Here is a 16171-nt window from a genome sequence, read left to right on the forward strand (position 1 = left end):
GTTTACTCTTCAGTTTCGTGTTCGATAGCAACCATACCACGATAGTAGCCGCAACTTGCGCAAACTGTGTGGTAAACGTAGTAATCTCCGCAATTAGGGCATACTGCCAATGTTGGAGCTTCTGCTTTATCGTGAGTTCTTCTCTTGAGTGTACGAGTCTTTGACTGTCTTCTTTTAGGATGTGCCATAATTCTTTAAACGTTTAATATTTTTTATTTTTTCAATTTTAATAGGGCTCCCCAGCGCGAATCCATAGGTTTCTCGTCTTCCGAACCGCTTCGGGCGGCAGAGTGTTCCTCAAGGGCTCTTATCATAGCAGGGTTGCATTTTCCAGGTGCATGCACATGCTTGATAGGCAGAGCAAGAAGTATAAATTCGTAGACGAACCATGAAACATCGAGTATTCCTTCGTTCTCGGCCACCGTAACAAGGTCGTCGTCTTCTGAGTATGCGTTTCCAAACTTAGCTTCAAGACGCTGTTGTGTCTCGATAGGTTGCTCCATATCGTCCAAGCAGAGGTCGCACGGCAGTACAACCGTTCCTTTTTCGTGGAAATCGAGTGTGAAGTAATCGTTCTGCGTGCGTACTATCTTCAATGAAACGTGCACGTTTCCACGACTCACTTCAGGAGCATTAACTGCCTTAAAGTAAGCATCATCAAGGTCAAACTCGAAGCTATTCAAGCCATCGGCAAGCCCTTTCAAATCTATTTTAAGGATATCTAAGTCCATAATCGGTGTGCAAAGTTACGAATATTTTTCTGATATTAAGCAAATTAAAAGTAAAAAATATATGTTCAGTTGTCCACAAGGAGTTTTATAGTGGCAATTTTATACACCTTATTTTATAGATGAAAGGAAGCTGATAAAGATGTAAAGACTTTTCAGAAGTTTATCTTTAGCTTAATCCATTTATTATCAGAACATTGCAAAAACGGATATTTCGCATCACAAAAGTGGTTGTTTTGCGTGGTAAAAACGGCTCTTTTCTGTCTAAAAACAGCCGCTTTCGCAACCTCAAAGCGCAATTGTCTCTTTTTGACATGTTTATCTTTACAAAACCAAAGGGAATTTTTGGCATTCTCTTTAGATAATAAAGAGGAAATGAACCTACTGTCGATAAGGATTATTGGCTTGATATAGGGTTGATTGTACGTCAAATTTCTACATATTGGAAAGTATTTCAACAAAAGGTGTAAGTTTCTTGGATTTTATTTGTATTTTTGTATGCCTGTTGTACAAACTCTTTACTTAGACTTGCAACACCAAGGTAATGAATTTTATGGCATGACAAAGCTCTGAACAATGTATTGTTGCTCAAGAAATTTATAAAAAAACTAAATCAACGTGTTGCTAAATTAAGATAGTGATATAATACCAATAAACTAAAAGAATAAATAAATGGAAATTATTAAGAAAAGTATTTTACTGCAGTTATTATTTTGTGTAAGTGTCCCTGCTTTTTGTCAATTTACCTCTTATAGTAAGTATCATCGAGAGTATTCATATGTCTCTGACGTTGAGGATATGAGTTCATATGAAATTAAGATGTATAATCGTTGGACTTCAAATGAAGCTGATGATAAAGCTTATAGTTTGCTTTTATTAAATGCTGCTCGTGCGCAAGATAATTTAATAGATGCTCCTGCACTAATTGTTGCATTTAATTTGTATAATGCTTCTGATGATAATATCGATGAGGGGTTAAATCAGATATTGCTAGAGATAATTAACACTAGCCCCAAAAAAATTAAAAGCATTACTTTTAAGTTTAGCTTTGAGAGAAATGGCGAGCCTGTATATGATGTAAAAACGGGAGACAGGTACTGTGTACTGACATTTGGTAATCTTGTAGGACGAACATCTTCTGAACGATATAACGATATTAAGTCGTCCGTGTTAAAAACGTATCATTTTCTTGACTATAGAAATGCGTTATTTTTTAAGCCATTCTATAATAAGAAGGTTACTTCTACAAAACTGGAGAGTGTGAAAGTTGTTTATACTGATGGAACTACTACAAAGAATATTGCCATCTGGGATGAGGGTTATAATAATGAGGACCGTCTGCTCACAGAAGGTCCTTTACAACCTATTATCAAGTTCTTGGATGAAACAAAAGATTAAAGAAGTTTTTTGGAGAGGGCAAGTTTGCTTATTACGTAGACAACAAGTCTAAAAAACAAGCGAATAACAGAGAGCTATTTGCTTGATTTCAGTTCTATTCTGAATGTGGTTCCCTTGCCCAATTCGGAACTTTTCACAAAGATTTTACCATTGTGGTATTCTTCCACAATGCGTTTGGCAAGACTTAAACCTAAGCCCCAGCCACGGCTCTTGGTAGTGAATCCAGGACGGAAAACGTTGCGCAGGTCTTTCTTCCTAATGCCTTTGCCCGTGTCGCTGACCTCTACTACAACACGTTCGCCAACGGTTTCTACACGTAGCGTAATAGTTCCCGACTCTCCGCCCATGGCATCGACCGCATTTTTACAAAGGTTTTCTATCACCCATTCGAATAGCGAAGCATTGAGGCGGATAATTATATCGTCGGCAGGAAATACTTTTATCAGCTGGATTTTCTTCGATGTGCGACGGTCCATATAGTCGATAACATGGTCGAGCACTTCGCTCAGACTTTCCGGAACGGCTTCGGGCAGCGAGCCAATCTTTGAGAAACGGTCGGCAATGAGCTGCAACCGCTTCACGTCTTTGTCCATTTCGGGCAGCAAGTCGTCGTCGGGATAGGTTTCCTTCAATATGGTAGTCCACGCCATAAGCGACGAAATGGGGGTGCCCAACTGGTGGGCTGTTTCCTTGCTAAGACCTACCCAGACCTTGTTTTGCTCTGCACGCTTCGATGTGAGGAGGGCAAAAATAGCCACTACGACGAAAAGCATTACCACACCCAACTGCACGTATGGATAGAATGCAAGGCGTTTCAGCATGAGCGAGTCGTCGTAACAGACGTCGATGTATTCGTTTGAAGCGTCGGAAAGTTGTATTCTTATGTCTTGCTTGTTGGCTTTCAGGCGTTTTCCCATAGCCGACACATACTGCAAGCTATCCTTGTAGTTCTTGGCATTGATAGCGACGTTGCGGAAGTCGGTTACGTTTCCATCGCTGTCGAGCACCACGACGGGAATGGTATTGTTGTCGTTGAGCACTTTCAGAACCAATGCAAGGTCGGTATTTTCGTCGGCTTGGCTCAATGCGCGCATCGCCTCTGCCCACACTTCCATCTTGGTGCGTTCCTGCCGGGCTAAATCTTTCGTAAGGATATTCGATGCTACCAACGAGACAACTGCAATTGCAATTGCTGCCACAACAAGAATTATCTTTACCTGCCTTATTCTGTCTGTCCATTGCATAACGCCTATATAAACGACTGAAATTCGATTTTATTGTATGTCGTTGTGCCCTCTTTGGCACGTATGAAAACAATAAGGGCGCACCTGAAATTAAGGTACGCCCTTGTAGTGTAAATTTAATGATTACTGAATTAGAAGCAAGTCATCACTTAACGAAAACCTTCTTGGTTGTTCCGTCAGATGACTTCACGATGTTCAGACCTTTCTGCAAGTGCTGGAGTCTGTAGCCATCTACTGAGTAGTACGTCTCGGTGGCGTTGTCGTTGACGGTGGCATTCTCGATACCTGCATAGACAACTTCCGCAGTCATCGGGTCGCTTGAATATTTCTTGCCATCTTCCTCGTATACCATCACTACCGAAATCTTCTTTATGGAAGAGTCGTAGAAGTGCAAGATGCGCTGGTCGTCTGCTATCTTAATGTCTTCATTCTTCTTGTCTTGATAGTTGAAAGGAATGTTAATCATATCGTTATCAATATAGAAGAATATGTCTTTGGTGAACTTGAAAGGTTCGGTGTTGTTGTTAATGTAAACATTGTAGTACATCTTGTTGGGGTCGAGATAGTTGCCATCGACATCTGCGTTCTTTACATAGAAAGCCAATGTAATGGTGGTCGTAGAATAGTCGTAGCTCTCAACGGCTGAACAGTAGTGTAACTTTGGAGTTTCCGGCTTGGCAGCCTTCTGTTGGTATGGAGTCAGAACCAAGTTCTCAAGACTTTCGAGGTCTTCTTTCGGGACATTCTTCTCGCTGCTCCTGCCCATTACAATCTTGAGTATCTTGTCGTTGGTGAGCGCACCGGTTGTGCTATTGATGCTAAATTCGAGCTTTCCGGCAATGGTTGCAGCATCGTTGTAGGCTGCTGCGAAAGCGTGATATTCAGCCTTGTCGTTCGAATACTTTAAGAAATCGCCTTTTACGGCTTTGCCAAGATACTGGTTTGTCGGCATGACAGCCTTGTTGCCGTCCTTTGTGAGCTTCACCCAAATATTGGCAAGTTTCTGGCTTTTCGAAATTCCTTTCAGGTAAATGTCGTTGCCGTCGATTGCCGCCTCTATGATGCGTGGAGATGTTTCTCCCTTGCAAGTAAGCGTGTACTGTTTCTTGACGGCAGAGGCAGGAGGTGTAACAAGCTTGTCGCCGAAGGTCTGGATAGTAACAGCCCAGTCGCCATATTGGCTATCCCATGTATCTTTGTTGTATACCATTCCCAATATTTCGTTCTTGGAACCTGCTCCTAACATCTTAAGGGTCTTTCCGTCCCAAGTGAACTCCATATAGTTCTTGTTTGCTGCAACTACTTCGTACTGGTTGTTGTCTTTGATTGCCATGCGGTTAAGCTTGAATATGCGCTCTGTGCTGCCCGATTCTTCATCGTCGTCGCCCCCGTTGTTGTCTTTGTAGATTACTTGAGGCAAAGTTGCCTTGTACTTTCCGTCGCCGACCTTGTCTAATTTCAGCCACGACTTACTGTCGAGTCCTGAAAGAGGATTGTAAATGTAAAGGCAACCATCATCGCCTTCCACAATTTTAGAAACCAAACCTTCGTATGTACCAGGTTCTGTGCCAGTCCAGCCTTTCTTTACCCAAGAGTCGCTGCTGCGATACATATTATCAATCAGCTTTCCTTTTGGTGTGTCTACTATCTGTGCTGAAGCCGTAAGGCTCAGTGCTAATGCACAAATAGAAAATAAAGTCTTTCTCATAATTCTATACTTTAAATGATAAATAATCTGTCCATATTTTTAATGTGAGTCGATGAATTTAAAGAGGTGTGAGTCTGACACGAATCGTCTTCTCAACAGCTGTTAAAATCGCTTCGGAGTTACGGCAATCATCGCTTCGGGGTTACGGCAATCGTCGCTTCGGGGTTACGGCAATCGTCGCTTCGGGGTTACGACAATCGCCGCTACGGGGTTACGATAAACACAGCTGTTCTGATGCCACGAAACTCTGCGCCCTGATGCTTGAAGCATGAATGAACTGCACGCTGATAAATTCGTTAAACTCACGTTGTTTTAGAAATCATATCCGATGCCAACGGTGCAATAGCTGCTTCCGGCATCAACTGTCTTCAGCATATAACCTCCGTTAAGGCGTAGTCCGCGATACTTAATGCCTGCACCCATGGTAAAGTGGCTGAGGTTGTGGTCGCCATACTCGTAGCCTGCCCGCACCGACACCATATTATTATAGGTGTATTCGAGTCCTCCGCCAGCCATGAATACCTTGGTTTCTGATGGCTGGAAGAAGTATCGTGCAGACACGGCTGCACCGACTTGGTGCTTGTCTGCCATATCAACCGATAATGCTCCGCCTACTGCAACGTGTGTGGGCATTGAAACCTTGTAGCCATTGCCGTAATCAAGTTTAGGACCTATTGCTGCAACTTTGGCGTCTACCATGAAGTTTGCAGACTTGTTTGCTACCGTCATATCGTTGTTCTGATAGGAAGCTCCTACAGTAAATGCGCCACCATTGGCATTTTTTGAGAGGTGGCTGAAAATAATACTTCCCGTTGCATAGACTGAAAAGCCTTTGCCTATCATATATGCATAACCAAAGTCGATGGTCCAGTCGTAGGGCTTGTAGTCTTTGGTTGGTTCCCCGAGCATATTGAACCCTTTGACTTTTAATCCACCTGCATAGCGGAAACCGGCAAATGCTGCGTGTCGCTTGGCAAACTTATATCCCACAGTGGCTGTGTATAGTCCGAATGTACCTTCAACACCTTCTTCCTTTTCGTATATGGAAGCAGAAGCATCTGTCGTAAACTTCTTATCCACACCGAAGAGAGCAGAGGGACTGTTGTATAGATACATTCCCTCGGCAGCTACCGATGCATTGCCCATGGCAGCTGTTCTGGCATCGGTATTTGCAGTTAATATTGGAAGGGTCTGCCCTTGGGCGTTAGTCCGCGTAGCACCGAAAAGTGCTGCACAAGCAATCATGATGATGTGTTTTGACTTCATACTCGTTGTAATTATCGTTTAATGAACATTTGAGTGTAATCGCCCTTGCTTGTATGCACGGTAAGTTTGTAGGTTCCTGAATGCAGTTTGGCAAGGTTCAGTGTAGCAACATTGTTCTTGTCTGGAGTTACAGTGGCTTTCATTACTCGTTCTCCTACTGTGGAACTGATAACAAACTCTGCTTGTTTTACTTCGGGGTTGAGCAGAGCGTTAATATCTCTTTTTACAGGAACTGGATAAACAGCATAGACCGGAGCCGACTTTCTTGCAACGACACGGATTTGGAAGGAACCTTCAGAAGAGGTTTGGTGTCCATCTGATGCAAGAATGCTAATGCGGGTTATACCCTTTGTCAATGGCTTTAGCTGAAGAACATCGTTGCTGATGTCAGCTGCGGCAATGCTGTTGTTTGAAACATTGGCTTTGTAAGAAAGCGGATTGCTGCCACTGTTCGTATAATGTCCCTTCAAAGGAATGTTCACAGCACCTTCATCTAACCCTATTATATAGTTGTCGAACGGCTTCTCCAATTTCGGAGGCATATACTTGAGTATCTTGAATGTAAAACTCTTCTGCGATTTTGCACCTAAGTCGTCTGAGAAAACAAATGTGCAGGTGTGGCTGCCTGCTTCGAGGACGGGGACAATGGTAACATTTACAGTTGATTTATTTACTGTGTACGATACACCTTTGGTTTCGCCGGTAGTCTTTAAATCCCATTCGTGTCCGTCAGGGTCGGTAACTTTGAAGCTGAAAGTCTTTCGGTCGTTGTTGTTCAATTCGATAACTCCTTCTGGGAAATCGGTAACTTCCGGAGCATGGTTGAGTTTCGTTGTACATTTTTGAATAGCAGGTTCTGAGAGGTTGCCCCAACGGTCTACAGCTACTACGGCGACACTGTACGTCTTGTTATCTTTAAGATTGTCGAAAGTAAACTTAAGCGTTTCGCCTAAATTGTGCCCCACACCATTTATTTCCTGGTAGTTCATATTCTTGAGATTATCAGCAGTCAGTTCGTTGGGACTGATGTATAATCGATAGAATGCTGCGGTCTTATCTTCATCTTTTGCAATGCTCCATTCAGCAGTGATGTCTACAAAGTCTGGCGTAAGGGTCAATGTCCCAACTTTCTCCGGAGCAATCTTCGTATCAGATTCGAAGGCTGCTTCAGCATCGATATATCCTTTACCCAACTTTCCCTTATATATTGGATTTATTTCGTCAATGTTGAAAGGTCTGTATGCGGTAATCAAACGCGACTTCAGTTCTTCATTGGTAAAACCTTGCTTTCCGAAATACGACGCAATAAGTGCTGCAATACCTGAAACATGCGGACAAGCCATTGACGTTCCTTGTAGATAGCCATAACCCGAAGCAACTTTGGTCTTCGGCATAGTACTTAAGACACCGCCTTCTGTTCCGAAGGTTTCTTGGTCTCCGCCCGGTGCCATTATGGTAATCCATTTAGCAAAGTTACTATAACTTGCCTTGGTGAAGTCCCAAGCCATAGCAGAAACAGAAACAGTAGGGGCATAGCAAGCTGGATAAGCAGAAAACTCTTTGTTCTCGTTGCCTGCAGCAAATATAACAACACCGCCCTTCATCGGAGAGTCTGCCCGTTGCTGCCCCGTAGCATCGCAACCTGCCATCTTGATGAAATAGTCGATAGCTTCTTTCAGTAATTTGGGCATTTCAGTAACATCAGCTGTTGATGAATACCCCCAAGAATTCTGACAGATGACAGCTCCATTGTCAGCTGCATATTTAATGGCAGCTGCTGCATCGCCTTGTTCGTTCTTCTTTCTGAAAATCTGGCAACTCATAAGTCGTACACCGCTGCCTGCAGTTCCGTCGCCGCCTGCTACTCCTGCAACACCCTTCCCGTTGTTATTGCGTGCACCAACAGTACCAGCAACGTGTGTGCCGTGTCCGTCGTCGTCAGGTTCGATTTTGCCTCCGACAACACCGTCTGCCGTTACGAAGTTGTAACCGTAAACGTCGTCTACAAATCCGTTACCGTCATCATCAACATTTGGTTGGCCGTTCTTTTCCTTTTCGTTTATGTAGAGGTTATCCACCAAATCTTCGTGGGTAATATCAATACCGCCATCGACAATGGCAACAATAACATTGCTCTTACCTGCCGTGTACTTTTCCCATACAGGCTTTACATTACAGTCAGCTCCTTTCTTTGCGTGTGCACTTACTGAGCCATCGTTGTAATAATGCCATTGCTTTGACAGATATGGGTCGTTAAAGACACCTGCAGCACCTTTCATTTCTGCGCTCGCACTTGGACCATTATAGGGCTTTACTGTAACTTTTGGACGTGCAATGGGCAGAACACGTTCTGCGTATTCTATTCCGTTTACTTTGTTGAACTGTTGTAATACAGCTGAAACATCTTTACTTTCATCGAAATAGATGGTGTACCAACGGTCGAGTCCCTCTGCTACTGTCCGTGCTTCATAGATTCCCGCAGGCTTGAAAACTCTTTCCATTCTATAGGCACCCGAGAATTTCATTGCTGAAGCCATTGCCGAAGGTACACTCTGCATCTCTACATCTCCATTAGGAGAACTTGGTATGGCATAGTTAGTGCCTTTCGCCAACTTTACATTAATGCGACCTTTTACCGCAAAAAGGTCTTTATCAATGGTAACATTGCGTGTATTGGAATTGGTTGCGTCCAAATCCAAGCTATCTTGACACGATGTTGTGAGCATCATACCAAAGATAGCACACACAAATAAATATATAATAGATTTTTTCATTACTATTCCTTTCAATATTATTTCCTTGGATTGTGTTTGTTGAGCATACTCTCAACCTTTGCCAATGTCTCTTGCTTGCTTTCAGCAAAGACATTCGGTTTGTAAAGTACGCTGATTTGCATTACTGGCTGTCCATCATTTACATCGGCAAACTTTTCACCCGAAATAGCCAATGTCAGATAATCAGAGCGACGGGCATAGACATGATGTTTGCCATTATAGCCTACAAACTCAAAGTTATTTGAAGTAAGCAACTTGTCGAACTCACGAGTTACAAACCATTCTTTGCCGTGTTGCCATATACCTAAGTTTGGTTGGCTGAAGCTTAGACTGTACTGCTCAACACTTCCAACCATTTCTTGTGGGGCTGGAAAATCTCCACCACGAGTGTAGAAGAAGTATGTGCGAGTTACCAATATGGGGTCTTTTGTCTTATAGACGATAGCTTCAATTTCCCTATTCTTAGAGACCTGTCGTTTAACTTCTTCACTGTTCTGCTCTTTTTCATATTCTTCTACTGCACTGACTTTCTTATCAGTTTTATTCAGAAGATAAAGTGGACCAAGGTTAAGACTCTTGAATGTTTCATAATCATGGTCTTGAATGTGCATCTGGTAAAAGAACAATACGACACTGTTGTTGCTTTCCAGAATGTCTACGTCCATTGTCATAAGCTCTTTCTGGTTGACGTAGTGGTTAGGATCCTTTGCATCTCTTTCATACCCATTGGCTTTTACGAAGTCTTGGAAAGCCTGCGTTTTCACAGATTCGACACCTTCCCTGGTCAGTGAACGTGTGAAGATACGAGTAGGCATAAAGTATTGTGTGTCGTGAACATAGAATACTTCCTTGAATAAAGGCGATGATGTCCTGAAGACATAGCTTTCTTCGTACAGTCCACCTTGTGGATCTGGGGCACCATACTCTGTAAGAATGCTTCCACGACGGTACTCAAAGTCCATCATCTTATAAAGACTGAAAGGAGTGCCGGGGTTGCATGCTAATATAAAAGTAGCCACTCCCGGTTGCTTAACAACAACCTCACTGTTCTTTCCTGCACTTGATATTGTAAGCTTTATGCTTCTTTCCATTGCACTGTGATTTGTCTTGGAAATGAACTTCAAAGCATTCTTCTTCTTGATAATCTGCAACCAATCAGGCTTCTCGCTCTGAACCATTTCGTACATACTGCTTTCCAAATTAATGTCCACAGTGGTTGTGCCTCCTGCTTGTGGCAGAATAATTTCACCATTGGCAATGTCCAACGAAAGGTCAGCAGCACTTTGATTTACCATTATCTTTTCAACAGCCAAACCACCGTCTACGAGAATGTAACTGTTTCTTGCTATTCCACTCGTGTTAGCGTCTGCTTTTACAATAATCTCATTTCCGTTTTGGGTGAGGTGTACCCACTGTTTGGGAGTTGTTGCAATCCATTCCTTGCAGTTCGTGTTCACGGTAATGGTCTTCTCACTAATCTGATTAGTAAACTTTATCTCCTTTTCAGAGACACTTAGCTGCGGTTGTTCGAAATCGACACTTTCTGCACAGCCTGCCACCATTGCTAATAGCAGGCATACAGATGAGTATCGAAGCAGCTTATATAAATTTATTATGCGCATATCGAATAAGAGTTAAATAAGGTATAACCACTTAATTAAAACTTCAACACTTTCTTTGCCTTCATGAAGTTTCTTATCATTTTCTCTTGAGCCTTCATGGCTTTGCTCCCTGTACCGAATGCTGACTCGTCGTAGTTGTAAAGTAGTGCGAGCACAGGGACGTTGTTGTCTACTACGCATGTAACAGCAATGAGTAGATGGTCGCGTTCGCGTGCAAAGAAGTGAGTGTTGTTTGCAGAACGAAGGAAAGAAAATCCCTCTTCCCCAAGCTTCTTCTGGAACTCTTTCGTAACAATCCATTTGTTTCCATACTTCCACAAGCCAAGATTGGTATCTTTGAAGAGAAGTGCTCCAATCTGTACGCTTCCAAGTTTTTCCGGCGCTTTCCCGTCCTTATCTGTTGTATAGAAAATATGGATACGACCATAGGCAGCAGTTGGGTCTGCATTTTCTTTCAGCATATATTGTAGCTGTGATACTTCCGATTTCTTATATTCATTATAAGTGCGTTCTTCTTCCTTGCTTCCTGCTTTCTTCTCGAATTGCTCTATTTCAGGTACCTTCACGTTTGCTTTTTGCAAGAGATCAAGCGGATAGTAAGGCAGTTTGTCGAAAGTCTTGTATTCTCCAATCTGTTTCGTAATTGGCTTAAATGTAAGGTTTACACCTTGGTTACCTGGCTTCTCAGATATGTAAACCTTCAATGACATCAATTCTTTCTCATTCGTGTACTCTCTGTCTGATTCGGAATTGCTGCGTACATACCCATTGTCGGTGAGGAATTTATCGAATGCTTTGTCTTTGACAGCTTCTACAGCATTGACTCCGTCGCCGATAGTAATAATCTGTGAAGGTGCAACGCCGTCAGGGCTGCAATACTGTATCAATGTAAATATGGGAGAGGGGGTAATGAAAGTGTACATTTCCTCAAGTCCGTAAGCAGGCATTGCAGACTGATATTCACGCAGATAGCTGCCACGTCCGAGTTCAAATTCCATTATTTTATGGACATCTTGTGGCATACCAGGGTTGATAGGGAGGATATAACGTTGTATGCCCGACTGTGATACGGTGATTTCACGAGTCTCGCTGCCGCTCTTTGCGTATAGTTTTACCTCGCGCTTTTGGTAGGTATCGTTGCGTTCAGCCACCAATTTTATGTCTTCATCATGTTTGAATATCTTGAGCCAACCTACTTCTTCGCTGGTCGTAATTTCGTAAGACGTTGAATTGGTCGTAACATCAACGATCTTTTCTCCGCCCATCTGGGGAAGATAGATAGCTGTTGGCATAACGTCAAACACCACGTCAGCTGCGCTTTGTCTTACTTCTACCTTCCCCGTAGCCCCATTGGCATTCACTACGATGTGGCTTGTACGCTTGACGCCCATCTTGTTTTCAGTAACCTTTACTTTCAGAATGTTACCCTCCTGCATCAACGATAGCCAATCTCCCTCCTGAGGAGATGAGGCTATCCAGTTACTTTGGTTGGTTGTTACACTGATGCCTCTTTCATCAGCCCCTTTGCTAAAAGTTACATTGTTTTCTGAAAGAACCAGTGTTGGTAGCTCAAATTCGTCTTCCTTTGCGCATGAAAACAGGCAAAGAAGTATTCCACTCAAAAACAAGGGAACGATTGTCTTTTTTAAATCCATACTCTTCGAAGTTTTATTTGATAAAAAATTAATAATTAACAGTTAGAATAATATTTTGAAAAAGCTTAGTAACTTGTGTACATAATATACGAATTTTATAAATTAAAATCGTAACATTCTTTAGCTTTTATTTAGACTTAACATTACAAATATAATAATAAATGAGGATAAAAACAAGCGTAACGCTTAAAATAAGCTAAAGATTTAACTTTTATTATACGATATTTCTCTTGCATTTTGTTATTTAACAGTATTTTGTTTGTATTGCTAATCATTAACCATATCTGTGTTGTCATATCTTTTACAATGGCCTTTTTGTTTATAGAATATGCGTACAGCGTTGCCCCAATGTGGCTTTTGACGGAACAAACAGGGGAATGGGGTTTGCTTTTGTAGCCGTAAAGTGAGATTTAGCATTATCCTCTCTCTTCTTTTTCTGTGCACTTGAGTTTTTAGTGCCAAGCAACAAGGTTGCTGTTTGACTAATTCTCATAGCTTATTTATTTTTTGTCTAATTATCATTTCCGCTGCAAACTTATCTGTTTTTAACGGAATAACCAAGTTTATCTGCATATATTTACTGCCTATAAAAAAAATACTCAATAATGATGATACGTCAGTAGTACCGATAAGGGAGGAAGTATAAAATTGAGTAGAGGAGTAGTTTCTCTTTCGGGACAGTTAAGTCATATTTTCGATAAATCTCCTTCATTTTGTGAAGATAATTCTCTTAAAAACGATAATTGCGTTTTGACGTTGCGAAAGATGCTCTTTTGTGATGCAAAAAGTTTGGGTTCTACGAATAGACAAGATTAAGGAGCGACATATTCTGCTCTCTTTTGTATTGCATAGACGTGCGCTTCAAAATACGAATTTGCATGGTTCGAGTTTTCTTCGTACCTTTGAGCCTCAAAAATAGATACAATCCAACTGTTTATGGACGACGACAAGATAATTGAAAACAATGGGGAGGAAAGCCCATTGGACGAAGAAACAACGGGTAATGACGGCAATATGGCAGACACAGAAAGCGATGAGGAAGTGTTTGCCGATGCAGAAATGACGGACGAAAACGAAGCGGACGAGTTGCGAAACGACTATGTTCCAACCGACAGATTCGATGCTTCGGCTGTCAAGCACCTATCGGGAATGTATAAAAACTGGTTCTTGGATTACGCAAGTTATGTAATCTTGGAACGTGCCGTGCCCCATATCGACGACGGATTGAAGCCTGTTCAACGCCGTATTCTCCACTCTATGAAGCGAATGGACGACGGACGGTACAACAAAGTAGCCAATATTGCAGGCCATACGATGCAGTTTCACCCACACGGCGATGCTTCTATCTGCGATGCCCTCGTGCAAATGGGACAGAAAGACCTGCTCATCGACACGCAAGGAAACTGGGGAAACATCTTCACTGGCGACCGTGCTGCGGCTCCCCGATACATCGAATCGCGTCTTTCTAAGTTTGCATTGGAGACCATTTTCAACCCCAAAACCACCGAATGGCAGCAATCTTACGATGGCAGAAACAAAGAACCCGTTACCCTACCTGCCAAATTTCCATTGCTGTTGGCGCAAGGTGCGGAGGGTATAGCTGTTGGATTGTCGTCTAAAATCCTTCCGCACAATATGGCAGAGATATGCGATGCCGCCGTAAGCTATCTGCGCGGAAAGAAGTTTGAGCTTTATCCAGACTTCCCAACAGGCGGCAGCATCGACATTTCAAAGTACAACGACGGACAACGTGGCGGTTCCTTGAAGGTACGTGCCAAGGTTGAGAAGATTGACAACAAGACGCTTGTCATTCGCGAAATACCTTTCACCAAGACTGCAAGTTCGCTTCAAGAGTCGATTACCAAAGCTGTTGAAAAGGGAAAAATAAAGATACGCAAGGTAGAAGATATGACGGCGTCGGAAGTGGAGATACAATTACACCTGACACCAGGCACTTCGAGCGACAAGACAATGGACGCTTTGTACGCCTTTACCGACTGCGAGATTTCCATTTCGCCCAACTGTTGTGTCATTGCCGATAACAAACCGCAGTTCCTGACCGTTTCTGACGTACTGAAACACTCGGTAGACCACACGCAAGCACTGTTGCGCAGGGAACTCGAAATAAGGAAGGGCGAGTTGGAAGAACAGCTCTTCTTCAACTCATTAGAGCGCATATTCATAGAGGAGCGCATCTATAAGGAACAGAAGTTCGAGACTTCTAAAACAATGGACGAGGTGGTTGCTTTCGTCGATTCCAAGCTGGAACCTTTTAAAAAGGACTTCATTCGTGAAGTGAAACGCGAGGACATACTCCGCTTGCTCGAGATAAAGATGCAGCGCATTCTTAAATTCAACAAGGACAAAGCCGACGAATTAATCCAAAAGATAGAAGCCGAGATAGCCGAAATAGACAAGGACCTCAGCGAAATGGTACGTGTAACCATCGAATGGTTCAAGCATTTGAAGGCAAAGTACGGCAAGGACTACCCACGCCGCACGGAGATAAAGAGTTTCGATACCATTGTTGCTGCAAAGGTAGTAGACGCCAACGAGAAGCTATACATCGACCGAAAGGGCGGCTTCATAGGCACCGACTTGAAGAAAGCAGAGTTCGTTCAGAACTGTTCTGACCTTGACGACGTTATCGTTTTCTTCCGCGACGGCAAGTATCGCATCATTCATATTGCCGACAAGGTGTTTGTTGGCAAGGGCGTTATGCACGTGCAAGTGTTCAAGCGCAACGACCGCCGTACCATTTACAATGCGGTTTATCGCGACGGCGAAAAAGGTCCTTACTACATAAAGCGTTTCAATGTGGTTTCCATTACCCGCGACAGGGATTACGACCTTACGCAAGGAAAACCGGGTTCGAGAGTGTTTTACTTTACGGCAAACCCGAACGGAGAAGCCGAAACCATCAAGATTATACTGAAAGACCAACCTGGCAGGGCACGGTTGATGCGCTATTTCGAGCGCGATTTCTCTAATGTGCTTATCAAATCGAAGACTGCACGTGGCGTGTTGCTTACGAAAGAAACCGTAGACCGTGTATCTTTAAAAGCACACGGAGTATCTACCTTGGGTGGCAGAAAGGTGTGGTTCGACGCCGATGTCAATCGTATCAACTACGAAGAGCAGGGTCGTTTGTTGGGCGAATTTAACGATAAGGACACCATTCTTGTAGTTCTCGACAATGGAGAGTTCTACACTACCAACTTCGATGCTGCCAATCACTACGAAGACAACATCTTCCGCATCGAGAAATTCGACCCTGAAAAGCCATGGACAGCGGTGGTTTACGATGCCGACAACAACGGTTATCCATACTTAAAGCGTTTCTGTATGGAAAATTCGACACGCCATCAGAGTGTGATTGGCGACAATCCGAAGTCCAAACTCGTATTCCTGACCGACGATGCCTACCCTCGTGCAGAGATAACGTACGGCGGAAGCGATGCAGCACGTGGCACGGAAGTGATAGATGCCGAAGAGTTTGTGGGCGTAAAAGGTTTCAAGGCAAAGGGCAAACGTCTTACAACCTTCAAAGTAAGCAAGATTAAACAACTCGAGCCCATTCGTTTCCCAGAATCGGAAGAGGCTGAAGAAATCGAAACAGTAGAACCTACGGAAGCCGAAACGATAGAGGAACAGCCTGCAAAGCAAGCTGAACCCGGAGCACAAGCACCGTCGGAACCTGTCACAAAGACTGAAAAACCGAAGGAAGACAACGGTGGAGAACAACAGTTGAGTCTACAATTCTCTGACAATTAAAG

The 16171-nt window shown here is 43.1% G+C and carries 12 protein-coding genes; 3 read left to right on the plus strand and 9 right to left on the minus strand.

Features of this window, described 5'->3' with window-relative positions:
- Window positions 1-2: 2 nt before the first annotated feature.
- Together rpmF and RDV52_RS11050 are read right to left on the minus strand one after the other, a co-directional pair.
- Window positions 3-188, minus strand: a complete 186-nt coding sequence (gene rpmF / locus RDV52_RS11045) for a 50S ribosomal protein L32 (RefSeq protein ID WP_004365469.1) — start codon at window positions 186-188, stop codon at window positions 3-5.
- A gap of 24 nt (window positions 189-212) precedes the next feature.
- Window positions 213-731 carry a YceD family protein gene (locus tag RDV52_RS11050; RefSeq protein ID WP_004365468.1) on the minus strand — a complete coding sequence of 173 codons (519 nt, stop codon included), beginning with the start codon at window positions 729-731 and terminating at the stop codon, window positions 213-215.
- A 669-nt stretch (window positions 732-1400) separates the two neighbouring features.
- On the opposite strand from RDV52_RS11050, the gene RDV52_RS11055 reads away from it, so the two are divergent.
- Window positions 1401-2126, plus strand: a complete 726-nt coding sequence (locus RDV52_RS11055) for a hypothetical protein (protein ID WP_004363368.1) — start codon at window positions 1401-1403, stop codon at window positions 2124-2126.
- 74 nt (window positions 2127-2200) lie between these two features.
- Here RDV52_RS11055 and RDV52_RS11060 read toward each other — a convergent pair whose 3' ends face one another.
- Window positions 2201-3370, minus strand: a complete 1170-nt coding sequence (locus tag RDV52_RS11060) for a sensor histidine kinase (protein ID WP_004365464.1) — start codon at window positions 3368-3370, stop codon at window positions 2201-2203.
- A 145-nt stretch (window positions 3371-3515) separates the two neighbouring features.
- On the minus strand, window positions 3516-5078 hold the full coding sequence (locus RDV52_RS11065) for a hypothetical protein (protein ID WP_004363359.1): 1563 nt from the start codon (window positions 5076-5078) through the stop codon (window positions 3516-3518).
- A gap of 68 nt (window positions 5079-5146) precedes the next feature.
- Between RDV52_RS11065 and RDV52_RS11070 the strand changes: the two genes are divergently transcribed.
- Complete coding sequence (locus tag RDV52_RS11070) at window positions 5147-5350, plus strand: hypothetical protein (protein ID WP_147278303.1); 204 nt, start codon at window positions 5147-5149, stop codon at window positions 5348-5350.
- A 40-nt stretch (window positions 5351-5390) separates the two neighbouring features.
- Here the strand turns inward: RDV52_RS11070 and RDV52_RS11075 are convergent, their stop codons facing one another.
- From RDV52_RS11075 to RDV52_RS11095, 5 genes are all read right to left on the minus strand, one after another.
- On the minus strand, window positions 5391-6344 hold the full coding sequence (locus tag RDV52_RS11075; RefSeq protein WP_004365463.1) for a PorV/PorQ family protein: 954 nt from the start codon (window positions 6342-6344) through the stop codon (window positions 5391-5393).
- A gap of 11 nt (window positions 6345-6355) precedes the next feature.
- Window positions 6356-9118 (minus strand): S8 family serine peptidase, encoded by a 2763-nt coding sequence (locus tag RDV52_RS11080; RefSeq protein WP_004365462.1) that lies wholly within the window; start codon window positions 9116-9118, stop codon window positions 6356-6358.
- Between the two features lie 17 nt (window positions 9119-9135).
- Window positions 9136-10740 (minus strand): BACON domain-containing protein, encoded by a 1605-nt coding sequence (locus RDV52_RS11085; protein ID WP_040556695.1) that lies wholly within the window; start codon window positions 10738-10740, stop codon window positions 9136-9138.
- Between the two features lie 35 nt (window positions 10741-10775).
- Window positions 10776-12395 (minus strand): BACON domain-containing protein, encoded by a 1620-nt coding sequence (locus RDV52_RS11090; protein WP_004365460.1) that lies wholly within the window; start codon window positions 12393-12395, stop codon window positions 10776-10778.
- A 319-nt stretch (window positions 12396-12714) separates the two neighbouring features.
- Complete coding sequence (locus RDV52_RS11095; protein ID WP_169310176.1) at window positions 12715-12888, minus strand: hypothetical protein; 174 nt, start codon at window positions 12886-12888, stop codon at window positions 12715-12717.
- A 443-nt stretch (window positions 12889-13331) separates the two neighbouring features.
- On the opposite strand from RDV52_RS11095, the gene RDV52_RS11100 reads away from it, so the two are divergent.
- Complete coding sequence (locus tag RDV52_RS11100; protein ID WP_004365453.1) at window positions 13332-16169, plus strand: DNA gyrase/topoisomerase IV subunit A; 2838 nt, start codon at window positions 13332-13334, stop codon at window positions 16167-16169.
- The last annotated feature ends 2 nt before the right edge of the window (window positions 16170-16171 follow it).

Source organism: Prevotella nigrescens, assembly GCF_031191185.1.
Classification (GTDB): Bacteria; Bacteroidota; Bacteroidia; order Bacteroidales; family Bacteroidaceae; genus Prevotella; species Prevotella nigrescens.

Bases quoted from the DNA above. Each gene is read 5' to 3' on its own strand.
- RDV52_RS11095 (WP_169310176.1), bottom strand. From the start codon at position 12,888: ATGAGAATTAGTCAAACAGCAACCTTGTTGCTTGGCACTAAAAACTCA.
- RDV52_RS11090 (WP_004365460.1), bottom strand. From the start codon at position 12,395: ATGGATTTAAAAAAGACAATCGTTCCCTTGTTTTTGAGTGGAATACTT.
- RDV52_RS11085 (WP_040556695.1), bottom strand. From the start codon at position 10,740: ATGCGCATAATAAATTTATATAAGCTGCTTCGATACTCATCTGTATGC.
- RDV52_RS11050 (WP_004365468.1), bottom strand. From the start codon at position 731: ATGGACTTAGATATCCTTAAAATAGATTTGAAAGGGCTTGCCGATGGC.
- rpmF (WP_004365469.1), bottom strand. From the start codon at position 188: ATGGCACATCCTAAAAGAAGACAGTCAAAGACTCGTACACTCAAGAGA.
- RDV52_RS11075 (WP_004365463.1), bottom strand. From the start codon at position 6,344: ATGAAGTCAAAACACATCATCATGATTGCTTGTGCAGCACTTTTCGGT.
- RDV52_RS11060 (WP_004365464.1), bottom strand. From the start codon at position 3,370: ATGCAATGGACAGACAGAATAAGGCAGGTAAAGATAATTCTTGTTGTG.
- RDV52_RS11080 (WP_004365462.1), bottom strand. From the start codon at position 9,118: ATGAAAAAATCTATTATATATTTATTTGTGTGTGCTATCTTTGGTATG.
- RDV52_RS11065 (WP_004363359.1), bottom strand. From the start codon at position 5,078: ATGAGAAAGACTTTATTTTCTATTTGTGCATTAGCACTGAGCCTTACG.
- RDV52_RS11100 (WP_004365453.1), top strand. From the start codon at position 13,332: ATGGACGACGACAAGATAATTGAAAACAATGGGGAGGAAAGCCCATTG.
- RDV52_RS11055 (WP_004363368.1), top strand. From the start codon at position 1,401: ATGGAAATTATTAAGAAAAGTATTTTACTGCAGTTATTATTTTGTGTA.